The following is a 15,830-nucleotide window of genomic DNA, read 5'->3' as shown; positions in this document are numbered from 1 at the left end:
CCACGTGGAGTAGAGAAGGATGCCCAGGGCCCTCGTCATCGAAGATGATGAAGTCACCGCACGCGACATCGTCGCGGAGCTGGGCGCGCACGGCCTCCACGCCGACTGGGTCGCCAACGGCCGCGACGGCCTCGCCCGTGCCCTGGAAGACGGCTACGACATCATCACCCTCGACCGCATGCTGCCCGGCATGGACGGCATCGACGTGGTTTCCGAGCTGCGCAAGCGCGCGATCGAGACACCGGTGCTGATGATCAGCGCCCTGTCGGACGTCGACGAACGCGTCCGCGGCTTGCGTGCCGGCGGCGACGACTACCTCACCAAGCCCTTCTCGCCCGACGAACTGGCCGCGCGCGCCGAGGTCCTGCTGCGCCGGCGGCGCCCGACGGCGCATGAAACGCGCCTGCGCGTCGAGGACCTCGAACTGGACCTGGTCCGGCACAACGCGCTGCGCAACGGCCAGCCGCTCACGCTGCTCCCCACTGAGTTCCGCCTGCTCGAGTTCCTGATGCGCAACGCGGGCCAGGTCGTCACCCGGCAAATGATCTTCGAGCACGTGTGGGGCTTCCATTTCGATCCCGGTACCAACGTGATCGACGTCCATATCGGCCGCCTCCGTCGCAAGATCGACGGCGCCGGCCAGGTGCCGCTCATCCGTACGGTGCGCGGCTCGGGGTATGTCCTTGCGCCCGCTGACTGACGCCTGGCGCTCCGCCACCGCGCGCCTGATCCTCATTTACGGGGCGCTGTTCGCCATCTGGTGCGTGGTGCTGCTCGGCGTCGTGCAGTGGGAGTCGTCGCGCTACCTCACCAATGTCGTCGACGGCATGCTCGCCGCGCGCATCCATTACCTGGAGCGCACCGAGCCGCGTCGCCTCACCGACACGGTGGATGCGGCCAGCGCCATCGATGCCACCGGCTTCATGGCGGCCGGCCTGTTCGACGCCAGCGGCAAGCGCCTCGCCGGTAACGTCGCGAAGATCCCCGTGGGCCTGGAAGAAGACGGCGTGGTCCGCGCGGTCACCGCCCAGGTCGACGACCGCCCCGGCGAATCCGGACGGCGTGCGCGTGGCCTGTCCAGCACGCTGCCGAACGGCGAGCGCCTGGTCGTAGTGAAGGAAAGCGCGACGATCGACGGCCTCGGCGCCATCATCCGTCGTGGAGCCCTGTGGGGCCTTTCGCTCACCCTGCTGCCCGGCCTGCTCGGCGGCATCCTCATCGCGCGTCGCCCGGCCCGCCGCGTGCGCCAGATCCAGCAGGCGATGGAGCCGATCCGCGAAGGCGACCTCAGCGTGCGCCTGCCGGTGAGTGGCGCCGGCGACGAGGTGGACCTGCTCGCCGGCACGGTGAACAGCTCGCTGAACGAGGTCGAGCGCCTGCTCGGCGAAGTGAAGGGCGTCACCGACAACATCGCGCATGACCTGCGCACGCCGCTGACCCGCATGCGTACCCGGCTGTATCGCGTGCAGCAGCAGTTCGAGGGGCGCCCGGAGGGCGACCAGCTCGAAGCGGCCGTGGCTGAGATCGATACCGTGCTGGCCCGCTTCCGCGCGCTGCTGCGCGTGTCCGAGCTGGAAGATCGCCAGCGCAGCGCCTGCTTCGAGGACATGGACCTCGGCCATGTGCTGAAGGACGTCCATGAGTTCTACGCGCCGCTGGCGGAGGACCGTCGCCAGGTTTTCGAACTCGACATCGGCAACCTGCCGGCCCTGCGCGGTGACCCGCAACTGATGTTCGAGGCGTTCGCCAACCTCGTCGGCAACGCCATCAAGTTCACCCCGGACGGGGGCGCCATCCGCATGGTGGCGCTGACCGATCCCACCGGCGATGCGCGCGTGGACATCGCTGACACCGGCCCTGGCATCCCCGTGGGCGAACGCGATGCGGTGTTTCGTCGCTTCTACCGCGGCGATGAGACGCGGACCAAGCCCGGCTGCGGCCTCGGCCTGGCCATCGTCAGCGCCATCGTGCGCCTGCACGGCTACTCGCTCGCGGTGGGCGGCAACGAGCGTGGCGCCGTATTCTCGGTGAATTGCCCGGCCGCCTAGCCGTCCGGGCGTGGGCGTTTAAACCACGCATAAATAAATCTTAACTACGCCGGGGATACGGGCGGGCGCAAAATTCGCCGCGACGCAACATTCGCGCTCGGAAACCGTCCCACATGATTGGCATCGTCCGGATCGCTCTCTCGCGGCCGTATACCTTCGTCGTCCTCGCCCTGTTGATCCTGATCGTGGGTCCGCTATCGGCGATGCGTACGCCGACCGACATCTTTCCCGACATCAAGATCCCCGTGATCGCGGTGGTGTGGCAGTACACCGGCCTCCCGCCCGACCAGATGGTGGGCCGCGTGTCGTCGCCGTTCGAGCGCGTGCTCACCACGACGGTGAACGACGTGGAGCACATCGAGGCGAACTCGATCTCCGGCTTCGGCATCGTGAAGATCTTCTTCCAGCCGACCGTCGACATCCGCACCGCCAACGCGCAGGTCACGGCCGTGGCGCAGACGCTGCTGAAGCAGTTGCCTGCCGGCACCACGCCGCCGCTGATCCTGAACTACAACGCGTCGACGGTGCCGATCATCCAGCTGGCGCTGTCCGGTGATGGCCTCACCGAACAGAACCTCGCCGACCTTGGCCTGAATATCATCCGTCCGCAGCTGACCTCGGTGGCTGGCGCGGCGATCCCGTACCCGTTCGGCGGCAAGACGCGCCAGGTGCAGATCGATATCGACCCGGGTGCCTTGCAGGCGCGAGGCCTGTCCGCGCAGGACGTGGCCAACGCACTGGCGGCGCAGAACCTGATCACGCCGGTCGGTACGCAGAAGATCGGCGACTTCGAGTACACGTTGCAGCTCAACAACTCGCCTTCGGTGGTCGACGAGCTGGGCAACCTGCCGGTGAAGGTCGTCAACGGTGCCACGGTGTTCATCCGCGACGTGGCCCACGTCCGCGACGGTTCACCGCCGCAGACCAACATCGTGCACGTGGACGGCAACCGTTCGGTGCTGATGACCGTGCTGAAGAACGGCTCCGCCTCGACGCTCGCGATCATCCAGGGCATCAAGGATCGCGTCGGCGCCATGAAGGACGCCCTGCCGCCGAACCTCAAGATCAGCCCGATCGGCGACCAGTCGCTGTTCGTCAGCGGCGCGATCTCCGGCGTGGCCCGCGAAGGCGTGATCGCCGCGGCGCTGACCAGCCTGATGATCCTGCTGTTCCTCGGCAGCTGGCGCTCGACCGTCATCATCGCCACGTCCATCCCGCTGGCGATCCTTGGCGCCATCGCGATGCTGTCGGCGTTCGGCGAAACGCTCAACATCATGACGCTGGGCGGCCTGGCCCTCGCGGTCGGCATCCTGGTGGACGACGCCACGGTGACCATCGAGAACATCAACTGGCACCTCGAGCACGGCAAGGACGTGGAGACCGCGATCCTGGATGGCGCCGCGCAGATCGTGACGCCGGCCTTCGTCTCGCTGCTGTGCATCTGCATCGTGTTCGTGCCGATGTTCTTCCTCAACGGCGTAGCACGCTTCCTGTTCGTGCCCATGGCCGAATCGGTGATGTTCGCGATGATTTGCTCGTTCATCCTCTCGCGCACGCTGGTGCCGACGATGGCGAAGTACCTGCTGCACCCGCACTCGGTCGACGATCCGCACGGCGAGCACGGCAAGGTGTCGCGTAACCCGCTGGTCCGTTTCCAGCGCGGTTTCGAGAAGCGCTTCGAGGCCCTGCGCACTGGCTACCACGGCCTGCTGGAGATGGCCTTGCATCACAGCAAGGTGTTCACCATCGGCTTCATGGCCTTCGTGCTGTTGTCGTTCCTGCTGGTGCCGATGCTTGGCCGCAACTTCTTCCCGTCGGTCGATTCGGGCCAGATCCTGATGCACGTGCGTGCACCGGTCGGCACCCGCGTGGAAGAGTCGGCGAACCTGTTCGCTGCGGTGACGAAGGAGGTCCGCCGGATCATCCCGGCCGATGAGCTCGGCACGGTGGTGGACAACATCGGCCTGTCGTCCTCGGGCATCAACAACACCTACAACAACACCGGCACGGTGAGCTCGGCCGACGGCGACCTGCAGATTTCGCTGAAGGAAGACCACAAGCCGACGGCCGACTACGTGCGCGAACTGCGCGAGAAACTGCCGCGCCTGTTCCCGACCGCGACCTTCTCGTTCCCGCCGGCGGACATCATCAGCCAGATCCTGAACTTCGGTTCGCCTGCGCCGATCGACCTGCAGATCCGTGGCCCGAACGTCGCCGCGAACTTCAAGTACGCCAATACGCTGCTGCGCGACATCCGCCGCGTGCCGGGCGTGGTCGATGCACGCATCCAGCAGTCGGCGGCCAGCCCCACCTTCAACGTGGACGTGGATCGCAGCCGTGCGCAGCAGGTCGGCATCACCGAGCGTGACGTTACCAACAGCCTCGGCGTGAACCTGGCCGGTTCCAGCCAGATCGCGCCGACGTTCTGGCTCAACCCGCAGAACGGCGTGTCTTACCCGATCGTGATGCAGACGCCGCAGTACGCGATCGACACGCTGCCGGACCTGGCCAACGTGCCGATCAGCCCAAGCACCGGTTCGTCCGGCGCGCAGATCCTCGGCGGCCTGGCCTCGTTTACGCGCACCACCAGCAGCACGGTGGCCAGCCAGTACAACATCCAGTCGATGGTGGAGATCTTCGCCACTACGCAGGATCGTGACCTTGGCGCGGTGGCGGGCGATATCCAGAAGATCCTCGACGCGCACCAGAAGGAACTGCCGAAGGCATCGAGCACCGCCCTGCTTGGCCAGGTGCAGACGATGAACAGCGCCTTCACCGGCCTGATCCTCGGCCTCGTCGGTGCCATCGTGCTGATCTACCTGCTCATCGTGGTGAACTTCCAGTCGTGGGCCGATCCGTTCGTGATCGTGACCGCGTTGCCGGCGGCGATCGCCGGCATCATCTGGATCCTGTTCGCGACGCACACCACGCTCTCGGTGCCTGCGCTCACCGGCGCGATCATGTGCATGGGCGTCGCTACGGCGAACTCCATCCTGGTGGTCAGCTTCTGCCGCGAGCGCCTCGCCGACACGGGTGACGCCTTCCTGGCCGCGTCGGAAGGTGGCTTCGTCCGCTTCCGCCCGGTCCTGATGACCGCGCTGGCCATGATCATCGGCATGCTGCCGATGGCCCTGGGCATGGGTGAAGGCGGCGAGCAGAACGCACCGCTCGGTCGCGCCGTCATCGGCGGCCTCATTTTCGCCACCACGGCCACGCTGCTGTTCGTGCCGGTGGTTTTCAGCATGATCCACGGCCGTCGCGGCCATTCGTCCCACACCCCGGCGAACGCTTCCGGAGAGCCCGTCCATGTCGCCTGATACCTTGAACACTCCCTCGCCGCGCCGCCTCCGCGTCGCCGGCATCATCGCCGCCATCGTCGTGCTCGCCATCGTCGTGGCCGGCGTGGCCACGCGCGCCAACGATTCGCGCAAGCTGCGCGACTGGACGGACGAGCAGGCCACCCCGACCGTCACCCTGGTCAAGCCGGAAGGCGGGCAGGGCGGTGGTGACCTCAACCTGCCTGGCCGCCTGCAGGCCTATGCGCGTGCACCGATCTACGCACGCACCAGCGGTTACCTGAAGTCGTGGAAGTACGACATCGGGCAGAAGGTGAAGGCGGGCGACATCCTCGGCGAGATCGAGACGCCCGACCTCGACCAGCAGCTGTTGCAGGCGAAGGCCGACCTGGCCAGCGCCCGTGCCAACGAAGCGCTCGCCCAGACCACGTCGAAGCGCTGGCAGTCGATGCGCGACTCGGACTCGGTTTCCAAGCAGGAAGTCGACGAGAAGACCGGTGACTACGATGCCAAGCGTGCGCTCGCCCAGGCGGCGCAGGCGAACCTCGAACGGATCCAGGCCACCAAGGGCTTCGCGAAGCTCGTCGCTCCGTTCGATGGCGTGGTCACTGCCCGCGAGACCGACACCGGCGCGTTGATCAACGCCGGCGGCGGCGGCCAGGAACTGTTCGTCGTCTCCGACACGCACAAGCTGCGCATGTACGTGAACGTGCCGCAGAACTACGCGCCCTCGATCAAGCAGGGTGCGACGGTGAAGCTTTCGGTGCCGGAATACCCGGGCAAGACGTTCGAGGGCAAGGTCGAATCGACCTCGTCGGCGATCAACGCTGCCAGCGGCACGACCCTCGTCCAGGTTGCCGTCGACAACGAAGATGGCAAGCTCCTGCCCGGTGGCTACGCCAGCGTGACCTTCGATCTTCCTGCGAATGCAGCGCTGTTCCGCGTCCCGGCCAGTGCGCTGGTCTACGACGGCAATGGCCTGCGCATCGCGGTGGTCGACGCGCAGAACAAGGTCACCTTCCGCGACGTCACCATCGCGCAGGACTTCGGCAAGACGGTGCAGCTTGCTTCCGGTGTCGCCGAAGGCGACCGCCTGATCGAAAGCCCGCCCGATGGCCTGGCCACCGGCGACACCGTGCGCGTGAGCACGCCGAAGAAGGAAGGCGCCGATCATGGCAAGGCCTGATTCCTTGCGATTCATCGCGGGTCTCGTGCTCTCGATGGGCCTCGCGGCATGCTCGTTGGCGCCGACGTACAAGGCACCCGAGGTGCCGGTGGCACCGCAGTTCGCGAACACCGATTCGCCGTGGGTGGAAGCGAAGCCCGCCGACCATCTCGACCGTGCTTCGTGGTGGACGCTGTACAGCGATCCGCGCCTGGACGACCTGCAAGGCCGGCTGCTGAAGAACAACGCCACGCTGGCGGCTGCGTACGCGCACTACCAGGAGGCGGAAGCCTTCACCAAGCAGGTGCGCGCCGGACTGTTCCCGACGTTTGGCCTCAACGCCAACGCGGCGCGTAACCGCGAGTCGGATACGAAGCCGCTGCGTGGCGCAACTTCGCCGGCGTACTACAACTCGTACACCATCGGTGGCCAGCTCGACTACGAAGTGGACCTGTGGGGACGCGTGCGTGACACCGTCACCGCCGGTACCGCCGAGCAGGCCGCGGCGCAGGGCGACCTCGCACAGGCCCAGCTGAGCCTGCAGGCGCAGCTCGCCGACAGCTACCTGCAGCTCAACGGGCAGGATCGGCAGATCAAGGTGCTGAGCGAAAGCATCGATGCCTTCTCGAAGGCCCTGCAGCTCACCCAGTCGCGCCACGAAGGCGGCATCGCCTCGGGGCTGGACGTGGCGCGTGCGCAGACCCAGGTCTCGAACGCGAAATCGCAGCTGACCCAGGCGCAGGCACAGCGTGCCGTCGTGTTGCACGCCATCGCCGTGCTGGTCGGTGACAGTGCATCGAGCTTCACCCTCGAGACGAAGGACGACGCCATGAAGGTGCCGACCATTCCGCTCGAGGTGCCGTCGGCCCTGCTGCAACGTCGCCCCGACGTCGCCGCGGCGGAGCGGCGCACCGCGGCTGCCAATGCACGGGTCGGCGTCGCCCGCTCCGCCTTCTTCCCGCAGATCACGCTGGACGGGCAGGGTGGCTGGCAGAGCGACCAGTGGGGCGGGATCGCGTCCGCACCGAACCGGTTCTGGGCGATCGGCCCGACCGTGCTGCTGAATGTGTTCGACGGTGGCCGGCGCAAGGCCGCGGTCGAATCGGCGAAGGCGGCGACCGACGAGGCGGGTGCGAAATACCGCGACGTGGTGCTGAATGCGTTCGCCCAGGTGGAAGACAACCTCACCCTGCTGCGTGACCTCGGTTCGGCACTGACCGACCAGCGTGCGGCGGCCGACGCGGCACAGCGTTCCGTCGACCTGTCGCTCAACCGCTATCGCGAAGGCGCGGTGGGCTACCTCGACGTCGTCCAGGCGCAGACCTCCGCCCTCGATGCGCGCCGCAGCGTCATCGACCTGGAGACCCGCCAGCTCCGAGCCAGCGTGGCACTGATCCGCGCCCTCGGCGGCGGCTGGCAGGCGCCCGCGCAAAGCTGATCGTGGCTTCGCGCGGAGCGCGGGGTTGTCGCCTATGATCGGCCGATGGACGACATCCTCGCGACCCAGCAATCCGCCCAGCGCCGTGACGGCACCCCGGCCGCGGCGATCCGCATCGATCGCCTCGACCGTGCCATCGGCCTGCTCGTCGACCACGCGGACGACATCGCCGGTGCGCTGAGCGACGACTTCGGCCACCGTTCGCGCGAAGGCACGCTGATCAGCGACGTGGTCTCGTCGATCGATGCGCTGAAACATGCGAAGCGGCATGTCCGCCGCTGGATGCGCCGCGACCGTCGCGGCGTGTCGCCGGCACCCCTTGCATGGCTTGGCGCGCGCGCCTGGGTGGATTACCAGCCCAAGGGCGTGGTCGGCGTCATCGCCCCGTGGAACTTCCCGTTCAACCTCACCTTCGCCCCGCTCGCCGGCATCCTCGCCGCGGGGAACCGGGCGATGATCAAGCCCTCGGAATTCACCCCGCGCTCGTCGGCGCTGATGCAGGCGATGGTCGCGAAGGCATTCGACCCCAGCGAGGTCGCGGTGGTCACCGGCGACCAGTCCGTGGCCGAAGCATTCTCGAGGCTGCCCTTCGACCATCTCCTGTTCACCGGCGCCACCTCGGTGGCGAAGCACGTGATGCGCGCCGCGGCGGAACACCTCGTGCCGTTGACCCTGGAGCTCGGCGGGAAGTCACCGGCCATCGTCGGTCGCGACGCCGATCTCGACCTGGCGGCAAAACGGCTGCTGTTCGGCAAGACGCTCAACGCCGGCCAGGTCTGCGTCGCCCCCGACTATGCACTGGTGCCGGCCGATGCGGTCGATGCCTTCGTCGACGCACTCGCACGGCATGTCGGCGCGATGTTCCCCACGGCGCGTGGCAACGCCGACTACACGTCGATCGTCAATGACCGGCACAAGGATCGCCTCGACGGCTACCTGCGCGATGCGCGCGAGAAAGGCGCGACGGTGCGCCCACTGGTTGCGTCGGGTGGCGAAGCCGGGCGCCGGGACATGCCGCCGACCGTCGTGCTCGGTGGCAGCAGGGACATGGCTGTCCTGCGCGAGGAGATCTTCGGACCGATCCTGCCGATCGTCTCCTATGGCCGTCTCGACGATGCGATCGATTACGTCAACGCAGGTGCGCGGCCGCTGGCCCTGTACTACTTCGGCAACGACCGCGCCGCGCAGGAGCGCGTGCTCGAAAAGACGGTGGCTGGCGGCGTCACGATCAACGACACCGTCGTGCATCTCACCCAGGACAACCTGCCGTTTGGCGGCATCGGACCGTCAGGGATGGGGGGGTATCACGGCTTCGACGGCTTTCGGACGTTCAGCCATGCACGCGGTGTCTACCGGCAGTCGCGTTTCGATGTCACCGCGATGCTGCGACCGCCATACGGCGACGCGATCAGGCGCGTGCTGGCCCTCAAGCTGAAACGCTGACAAGAACCGTGTAGGAGCGCGCCTGCGCGCGATTGGCCGCACGAAAAACCATGGCCGTGCGAAAAACCATGGCCGTCGGATAAACCATGGCCATGCGAAAAACCATAGCCATGCGGCAAACCGTTTTCGCGCGCAGGCGCGCTCCTACAAGGGGGTGTGTACGACGTGGCTTACAGCTTCGCGCCGAGCAGCTCTTCAAGCTTGCGCTGGTCCTTGGCGAAGTTGCGGATGCCTTCGGCGAGCTTGTCCGTGGCCATCGCGTCTTCGTTGTGGCCCCAGCGGAACTGGGCTTCGGACATCTTGCTGGACGGTGCATCGTCCTTCTTGCCGGTGTCCTTCAGGGCCAGCGGCAGGTCGGCATCGGTCTCGTCCAGGGCCTTCAGCAGGTCGGGCGAGATGGTTAAGCGATCGCAACCGGCAAGGGCCTGGATCTGGCCGATGTTGCGGAAGCTGGCGCCCATCACGATGGTCTTGTAGCCGTGGTCCTTGTAGTACTTGTAGATGCGCTGGACCGACTTCACGCCCGGGTCTTCGGCCGGCGCATACGTCTTGGTATCCGTGTTCTTGACGTACCAGTCAAAGATGCGACCGACGAACGGCGAGATCAGGAATGCACCGGCTTCGGCGCAGGCCACGGCCTGTTCGAAGCTGAAGAGCAGCGTCATGTTGCAGTTGATGCCTTCCTTCTGCAGCTTTTCCGCGGCCTTGATGCCTTCCCACGTCGAGGCGAGCTTGATCAGCACACGCTTCGGGTCGACGCCCAGCTCCTTGTACATGCCGAGCAGGCGCTTGGCCTTGGCGATGGAGGCTTCTTCGTCGAACGACAGGCGTGCGTCCACCTCGGTGGAGACGAAGCCCGGGACGATCTTCAGGATTTCGCGGCCGACCAGCACGGCCAGGCGGTCACCCGCGTCGATGAGCTGTTGGGCGCGGTCGTTGCTCTGGCCCTTGGCCCACTGCACGGCCTCGTCGATGTACTGGGAGTACTCGGGGATGCCAGCGGCCTTCAGCAGCAGGGACGGGTTGGTGGTCGCGTCCTCCGGCTTGAAGGTCTTCATGGCCGACATGTCGCCGGTGTCGGCGACGACCTTGGTTACTTTGCGCAGTTGTTCGAGTTGGCTGGTCACGTTTGCAGCTTCCGTTACCTGTGGGGAAAGGGATTGTCGCGCCATGGCGGCGACGGGGGATAGCATCCGATGGTATCGGGTTGCTTGTTCAATATAGGTCGATGGGGTCCACATCAAGAGACCAGCGGACCTTGCGGGCCGATGGCAGGGTGCCCAGGACGTGCTGCCAGGGCCGCAGGAACGCATGCAGGCGGGCGCGCGACGCGGCTTCCACCACCAGCTGGCCGCGATGGCGTCCGGCACGCAGTGGCATTGGCGCGGGCATCGGCCCAGCGAGGCGCAGGTCGCCCGGGTCGCCGATCGCCACGTGCGCTTCGTGCAGGAAGGCGTCCACGTCGGCGCGGCCGTGCGCATCCGCGCGCAGCAGCACCTGGTGCGAAAACGGCGGCAGTTCGAGCAGGCGACGTTCGGCCAGCAGCTCGCTCGCCACGGCCGCGTAGCCGCCGCGGAGCAACGCGTGCAGCATCGGGTGGTCCGGATGGTGAGTCTGCAGCAGGACGCTGCCAGGACGGCTGGCACGGCCCGCGCGCCCGGCCACCTGGACGACGAGCTGGGCCAGCCGCTCGCTCGCGCGGAAATCGACGCTGTGCAGGCCCTCGTCCACGCCGACGATAGCGACCAGGGTGAGGTTGGGCAGGTCGTGGCCCTTGGCGAGCATCTGCGTGCCGACGAGGATCGCCGGCTTGTCCTCGCGCAGCCCGTCGAGGATCTCGCCGAACGCGTCGCGCCGACGCGTGGTCTCGCGATCGATGCGCACCACCGGCACGTCGGGGAAGCGTTCGGTCAGTGCTTCTTCCAGTCGCTCGGTGCCCTGGCCTTGCGGGCTCAGGTTGGCCGAGCCGCAGGCGGGGCAGGCGGTGGGCTGGGCCTCGGTGTTCTCGCAGTGGTGGCAGATCAGCCGGCGCCGTCCGGCGTGCAGGGTCATCGGCCGTTCGCAGCGTGGGCAGTCCGCGTGCCAGCCACAGTCATGGCAGAGCAGCACGGGGGCGTAGCCACGCCGGTTGCGGAACACCAGCGCCTGCTCGCCGCGGCCGACGCAGGCCGCCACGGCATGCACCAGTGTGGGCGATAGGCCGTGGTCGAGGCGCTGGGCGCGCATGTCGACGATCTGCACCCGGGTGGGCTGCGACGCGCCAGGCCGCGCCCGCAAGACGAGGCGTTTGTAACGGCCGGCCTCCACGTTGGCGAGGCTTTCCAGCGACGGCGTGGCCGAACCCAGCACCACGGGCACGCCATGCGCGCGGGCCCGGACCAGGGCCAGGTCGCGCGCGTGGTAGCGGAAACCCTCCTGCTGCTTATAAGAAGGATCGTGCTCCTCGTCGACGATGATCAGGCCCGCCGACGGCAGCGGGGTGAACACGGCCGAACGCGTGCCGATGACGACCTTGGCCGTCCCCTCTCGGGCACGAAGCCACGCCCGCGCACGATCGCCCTCGGCGAGGTTGGAGTGCAGCACCTCGATGGTGACGCCCAGCCGCTCGCGTAGCCGGCGCACCGTCTGCGGGGCCAGGCCGATCTCGGGGACGAGCAGGAGGGTCTGCTTGCCCTCGGCCAGCGCCCGTTCGATCAGGGCGAGGTAGACCTCGGTCTTGCCGCTGCCGGTGACACCATCCAGCAGGTACGGCTGGAAGCCACCGAAGCCCTCGATCACCGCCGCCACGGCCTGGGACTGCTCTTCACTGAGGGCGGGGCCGGGCGCCGACGGGGCGGGCAGCACGGCGTCGCGCAGCTCCAGCTTCTCGACCAGCCCGGCGTCGACCAGGCGGCGCGCCGCGGCGCGCCAGTCCGGCAGCGCCTCGGCCAGCTCATCCGCGGCCCGTGGCCCGGCATGCAGCGCCTCGAGCAGGGCTGCCGAACCACCCTTGCGGCTACGCGCGTCCCTGGCGCTCTGGCCCTGCGCGGTCAGTCCCCAGACCTCGCGACCCGTGGGCGGCAGGGGGCGTGGTTCGCGCAGCGCCAGTGGCAGGGCGTTGGCGACCGCTTCGCCGGGCGCACCCGCCCAGTAATCGGCCGCCCAGGCCAGCGTGGCCAGCAGCTCGGCGTCGAGCAGCGGCGTCTCGTCGAGGACCTCGCTGACCCTCTTAAGGCGTTTGGCCCCCACCGCCGGTTCGGCGGCCGGGTCGATCACGATGCCGACCATCTCACCCCGGCCGAAGGGCACGCGCACGCGCGATCCCGCACCCGCGACACCCACCGTGGGCGGCAGGTAGTCGAACAGGGTGAGCAGGGGAACTGGCAGGGCGACGCGGAGGACGGCGGTCATGCGAGGCCTAGTTTAACGGGGTCGAGCGATTTTGCTGGTCAATGATTGACCACGGCCACATGGGGTTGGACTGCAATGGCATCCCCCGAAAGAGGAATCCGGGCTAAGTGCCCGTCCGCCGGGAGCTTTCCATGTTATCCACAAGCGCTGTGGATAAGTCTGTGGATGAGCTTCGGATGGAGGCCTTCCAGGCGCCCTGCTAGGCCGCGCGTCTTATCTTGAACACATTTTAACCAAGCTGAAATATAGCATTAAATCAACAAGTTATAAATGCATCGCCGGGAGTGTTCACTTGACCTCTGCAAATCCTTGACAAAGGCGAAGGGATCCCGCCGCCTGTGTACAACCCCCTGCCGGGTAGGAAAAAATCTTAGTGGGAACTGCCGATGACGACGGCGATGAAGAGGGCGGCCATCAGCAGCCAGAAATAGATGCTGCCTATCAACCAATACTTAAGGATAGTCATCCCCCATCCCTGGGCGTAGACCCGCTTCTGCATTAGCAGCAGGTAAACCGGTATCCAGATCCACATCGCGAACGAGACCAGGCCGATCAGGCCGCCCGCGAACCCCAGGTAGGGCGTGACGAAGCCCTTGGCGAAGCCGAGCAGGGTCAGCAGCATCAGCGACAGGAACAGGAAGGCGTGGCTTTGCAGGGCCACGATCAGGTGCTCCATGTAGAGCCGGCGGCGGAAAAGGTAGAACACCTTCAGCACCAGGGCGAACACCGGGATCATGATGAACATGGTCTGCGGGAGCACGCCGAATACGCCTTCGATGATCCGGTGGGTCGCCTCTTCCTGTTGCGGGCCGCCATTCAGCGACTGCATCACGTTGAGTTTCAGCCGCTGCAACCCGGCCGTCAGCCGGGCATTCACGGCGTCCGGCAGCCATCGGATGTCGATCTTGTCGAACCCCGACAGCACGCTGGTATGCCCGTAGCCGTCGTCGTCCTTGTCCGGATCGGTGGTCACGGCCGGGATAGGGGCGGACTGCAGCTCCGCCAGCCGCCGGTTGGCCGATTCGCGGACCAGGGTGCGCGTCGCCTGCAGCCCGGTGCGCGCCACCGAGTTCAGCTTGGGATCTTTCTCCAGGGCGACCAGCTCACGGGTCTGGTCGTCGTAAAGCTCATGGACGTCGTCCGCGGTCTTCGCCTCGGCGAACGCCGAAATGGAATCACCCTCGCCCGCATGCTTGCCCAGCTTCAGCCCGCTCAGGGCCAGGTGCATGAAGAAGAAGCACAGCAGGCAGAAGACGAACATGAGCCGGAACGGAGCGATATAGCGCACCCGGCGGCCGGAGAAATACTCCAGCGTGAGGAAGCCGGGCCGGGTGTAAAGCGGCGGGACGGTATGGACGATGCGTTCGTCCATATGGAAAAAGATGTCGCCGGCATCCTCGAGCATGTGCGACATGGGCCGCAGGACGCTGTGGATCGACTGGCCGCATCCATGGCAGAACTCGCCCTGCAGTGGCACCGTGCAATTGGCGCATAGCAAGCCGGGCGACGGCGTGACTTCGTTCATCCGCTGGGCTCCCCTGTGTTTTCCCCTTCCCGGCTGCGGATGATGGCATGGGCCCGGTTACAATGGGCGGCCCCCCAACGCACTTTTCCCGATGGCTATCGACCGCGCCCGCGCGCGTCGCGAGATCGGCGCCACCACCCGGCTGGCCCTGCCGATCGTCGCAGCGCAACTTTCTTCCGTTGGCCCGAACGTGGTCGACGCGGTGCTGGCTGGGCATCAGGGCGCGCACACGCAGGCCTCGGTGGTCACCGGGGTCAATATCTGGGTGCTGGCCATCGTCACCGGCATCGGCACGATGATGGCCGTCCCGCCGACCGTCGCCCAGCTGGACGGCGCGAACCGTCGCGGCGAGATCGGCGCGGTGTTCCACCAGGCGTTGTACATCGCCCTGGTGCTCGGCGTGCTGCTTGGCGTGGCGGTGTGGAACGCCTCGCCGCTGATGGTGCTGTTCGACGTGGTGCCCTCGATGCGCCCGGACGTGGAGGCCTTCCTCCATGCCATCGCCTTCGCCGCGCCCGCGTTGACCCTGTATTTCACCGTGCGCGGGTTGTCCGAGGGGCTATCAATGCCGCGCCCGTCGCTGTACTTCAGCCTCGCCGGTACGGTCATCCTCGCCCCGCTGGGCTACGTGCTTATGTACGGCAAGCTCGGCTTCCCGGTGATGGGCGCGCGTGGCAGCGGCATCGCCACCGGCACCGTGCTGTGGCTGGAGCTGATCGGCTTCGCCACCTACGTGCTCCACCACCGCAATTACCGTGATCTCAACCTGCGTTCGCGGATGGCGCCGCCGGACTGGGAAAAGATCCGCCAGTTGCTCCACGTCGGCGTGCCCATGGCGATCACCCTGCTGATGGAAGCGGGCCTGTTCGTCGCCGTGGCGTTGCTGATCGGCCGCCTCGGCGAGACGGTGTCCGCGGCACACCACGTGGCGCTCAACGTCGCACAGGTCGCCTTCATGGTGCCGCTGGGCGTGTCGATGGCGATCACGGTGCGGGTCGGCAACGCGGCGGGCCGTCGCGACGCCATCGGCGTGCGCTACGCGGGGATGTCGGGACTGGGCCTGGTGCTGGTCACCCAGTTGATCTCGTCCGGCATCATGATCCTGCTGCCGACGTCGATCGCCCGGCTCTACACCAACGACGTGGGCGTCATCACCATGGCGGCGCAGCTGATGTTGCTGGCCGGCGTCTTCCAGTTCGCCGACGGTATCCAGGTCGCCTCCAACGGTGCCCTGCGCGGCCTGAAGGACACCCGCGTGCCGATGGGCCTGACCATGTTGGCGTACTGGGGCGTGGGCATGCCGGTGGGCTGGTATCTCGCCTTCCCGCACGGGCTCGGCGCGCGCGGCATGTGGATGGGCCTGGTGGCTGGCCTGAGCATGGCCGCCGTGCTCCTTTTCGGACGTTTCTGGCGTAGCAGCGGCCGGCCCACCTGGCCGGTCGACGCGGGCGACGAGCCCGTGCCTTTCCACACGTGATGCCAACGGGCCGACGCGCTACGCTGCGCCCAACTAGGAAGGAAAAAC

General features: G+C 67.1%; 10 protein-coding genes. 7 read left to right on the top strand and 3 right to left on the bottom strand.

The genetic code is table 11. From position 1 onward, the window contains the following. The first annotated feature begins 19 nt into the window (after positions 1-19). From KPL74_15780 to KPL74_15755, 6 genes are all read left to right on the top strand, one after another. Entirely contained in the window at positions 20-700 is a 681-nt protein-coding gene (locus tag KPL74_15780) for a response regulator transcription factor (protein QWT19199.1), read from the top strand. Beyond that, positions 684-2,048: a HAMP domain-containing histidine kinase gene (locus KPL74_15775; protein ID QWT19198.1), complete on the top strand. Its 1,365-nt coding sequence runs from the start codon at positions 684-686 to the stop codon at positions 2,046-2,048. Before KPL74_15780 ends, KPL74_15775 begins: the two co-directional genes overlap by 17 nt. Before the next feature lie 113 nt (positions 2,049-2,161). Continuing rightward, the gene (locus tag KPL74_15770; protein ID QWT19197.1) at positions 2,162-5,365 is read left to right on the top strand and encodes an efflux RND transporter permease subunit; all 3,204 of its coding nucleotides are present in this window, start codon (positions 2,162-2,164) and stop codon (positions 5,363-5,365) included. Next, positions 5,355-6,530, top strand: coding sequence for an efflux RND transporter periplasmic adaptor subunit (locus KPL74_15765; GenBank protein QWT19196.1), 1,176 nt, complete (start codon positions 5,355-5,357; stop codon positions 6,528-6,530). The genes KPL74_15770 and KPL74_15765 overlap by 11 nt, the downstream gene beginning before the upstream one ends. Then, positions 6,517-7,947 (top strand): efflux transporter outer membrane subunit, encoded by a 1,431-nt coding sequence (locus KPL74_15760; protein ID QWT19195.1) that lies wholly within the window; start codon positions 6,517-6,519, stop codon positions 7,945-7,947. The genes KPL74_15765 and KPL74_15760 overlap by 14 nt, the downstream gene beginning before the upstream one ends. A gap of 45 nt (positions 7,948-7,992) precedes the next feature. After that, positions 7,993-9,390: a coniferyl aldehyde dehydrogenase gene (locus KPL74_15755; protein ID QWT19194.1), complete on the top strand. Its 1,398-nt coding sequence runs from the start codon at positions 7,993-7,995 to the stop codon at positions 9,388-9,390. 170 nt (positions 9,391-9,560) lie between these two features. Here the strand turns inward: KPL74_15755 and tal are convergent, their stop codons facing one another. The 3 genes from tal to KPL74_15740 form a co-directional block, all read right to left on the bottom strand. Continuing rightward, entirely contained in the window at positions 9,561-10,517 is a 957-nt protein-coding gene (gene tal, locus KPL74_15750) for a transaldolase (GenBank protein ID QWT19193.1), read from the bottom strand. Positions 10,518-10,605: 88 nt separating this feature from the next. Then, the gene (locus KPL74_15745) at positions 10,606-12,780 is read right to left on the bottom strand and encodes a primosomal protein N' (GenBank protein ID QWT19192.1); all 2,175 of its coding nucleotides are present in this window, start codon (positions 12,778-12,780) and stop codon (positions 10,606-10,608) included. A 370-nt stretch (positions 12,781-13,150) separates the two neighbouring features. Beyond that, entirely contained in the window at positions 13,151-14,305 is a 1,155-nt protein-coding gene (locus KPL74_15740) for a DUF3667 domain-containing protein (protein ID QWT19191.1), read from the bottom strand. Between the two features lie 91 nt (positions 14,306-14,396). On the opposite strand from KPL74_15740, the gene KPL74_15735 reads away from it, so the two are divergent. Then, entirely contained in the window at positions 14,397-15,782 is a 1,386-nt protein-coding gene (locus tag KPL74_15735; GenBank protein ID QWT19190.1) for an MATE family efflux transporter, read from the top strand. Positions 15,783-15,830: the final 48 nt, after the last annotated feature.

The organism is Bacillus sp. NP157, from assembly GCA_018889975.1.
Taxonomy (GTDB): Bacteria; Pseudomonadota; Gammaproteobacteria; order Xanthomonadales; family Rhodanobacteraceae; genus Luteibacter.
The sequence above is the reverse complement of the archived record's forward strand: the minus strand, read 5'-3'. Positions and strand labels throughout refer to the sequence as shown.

Bases quoted from the DNA above. Each gene is read 5' to 3' on its own strand.
- KPL74_15780 (QWT19199.1), top strand. From the start codon at position 20: ATGCCCAGGGCCCTCGTCATCGAAGATGATGAAGTCACCGCACGCGAC.
- KPL74_15770 (QWT19197.1), top strand. From the start codon at position 2,162: ATGATTGGCATCGTCCGGATCGCTCTCTCGCGGCCGTATACCTTCGTC.
- KPL74_15765 (QWT19196.1), top strand. From the start codon at position 5,355: ATGTCGCCTGATACCTTGAACACTCCCTCGCCGCGCCGCCTCCGCGTC.
- KPL74_15760 (QWT19195.1), top strand. From the start codon at position 6,517: ATGGCAAGGCCTGATTCCTTGCGATTCATCGCGGGTCTCGTGCTCTCG.
- KPL74_15755 (QWT19194.1), top strand. From the start codon at position 7,993: ATGGACGACATCCTCGCGACCCAGCAATCCGCCCAGCGCCGTGACGGC.
- KPL74_15745 (QWT19192.1), bottom strand. From the start codon at position 12,780: ATGACCGCCGTCCTCCGCGTCGCCCTGCCAGTTCCCCTGCTCACCCTG.
- KPL74_15740 (QWT19191.1), bottom strand. From the start codon at position 14,305: ATGAACGAAGTCACGCCGTCGCCCGGCTTGCTATGCGCCAATTGCACG.
- KPL74_15735 (QWT19190.1), top strand. From the start codon at position 14,397: ATGGCTATCGACCGCGCCCGCGCGCGTCGCGAGATCGGCGCCACCACC.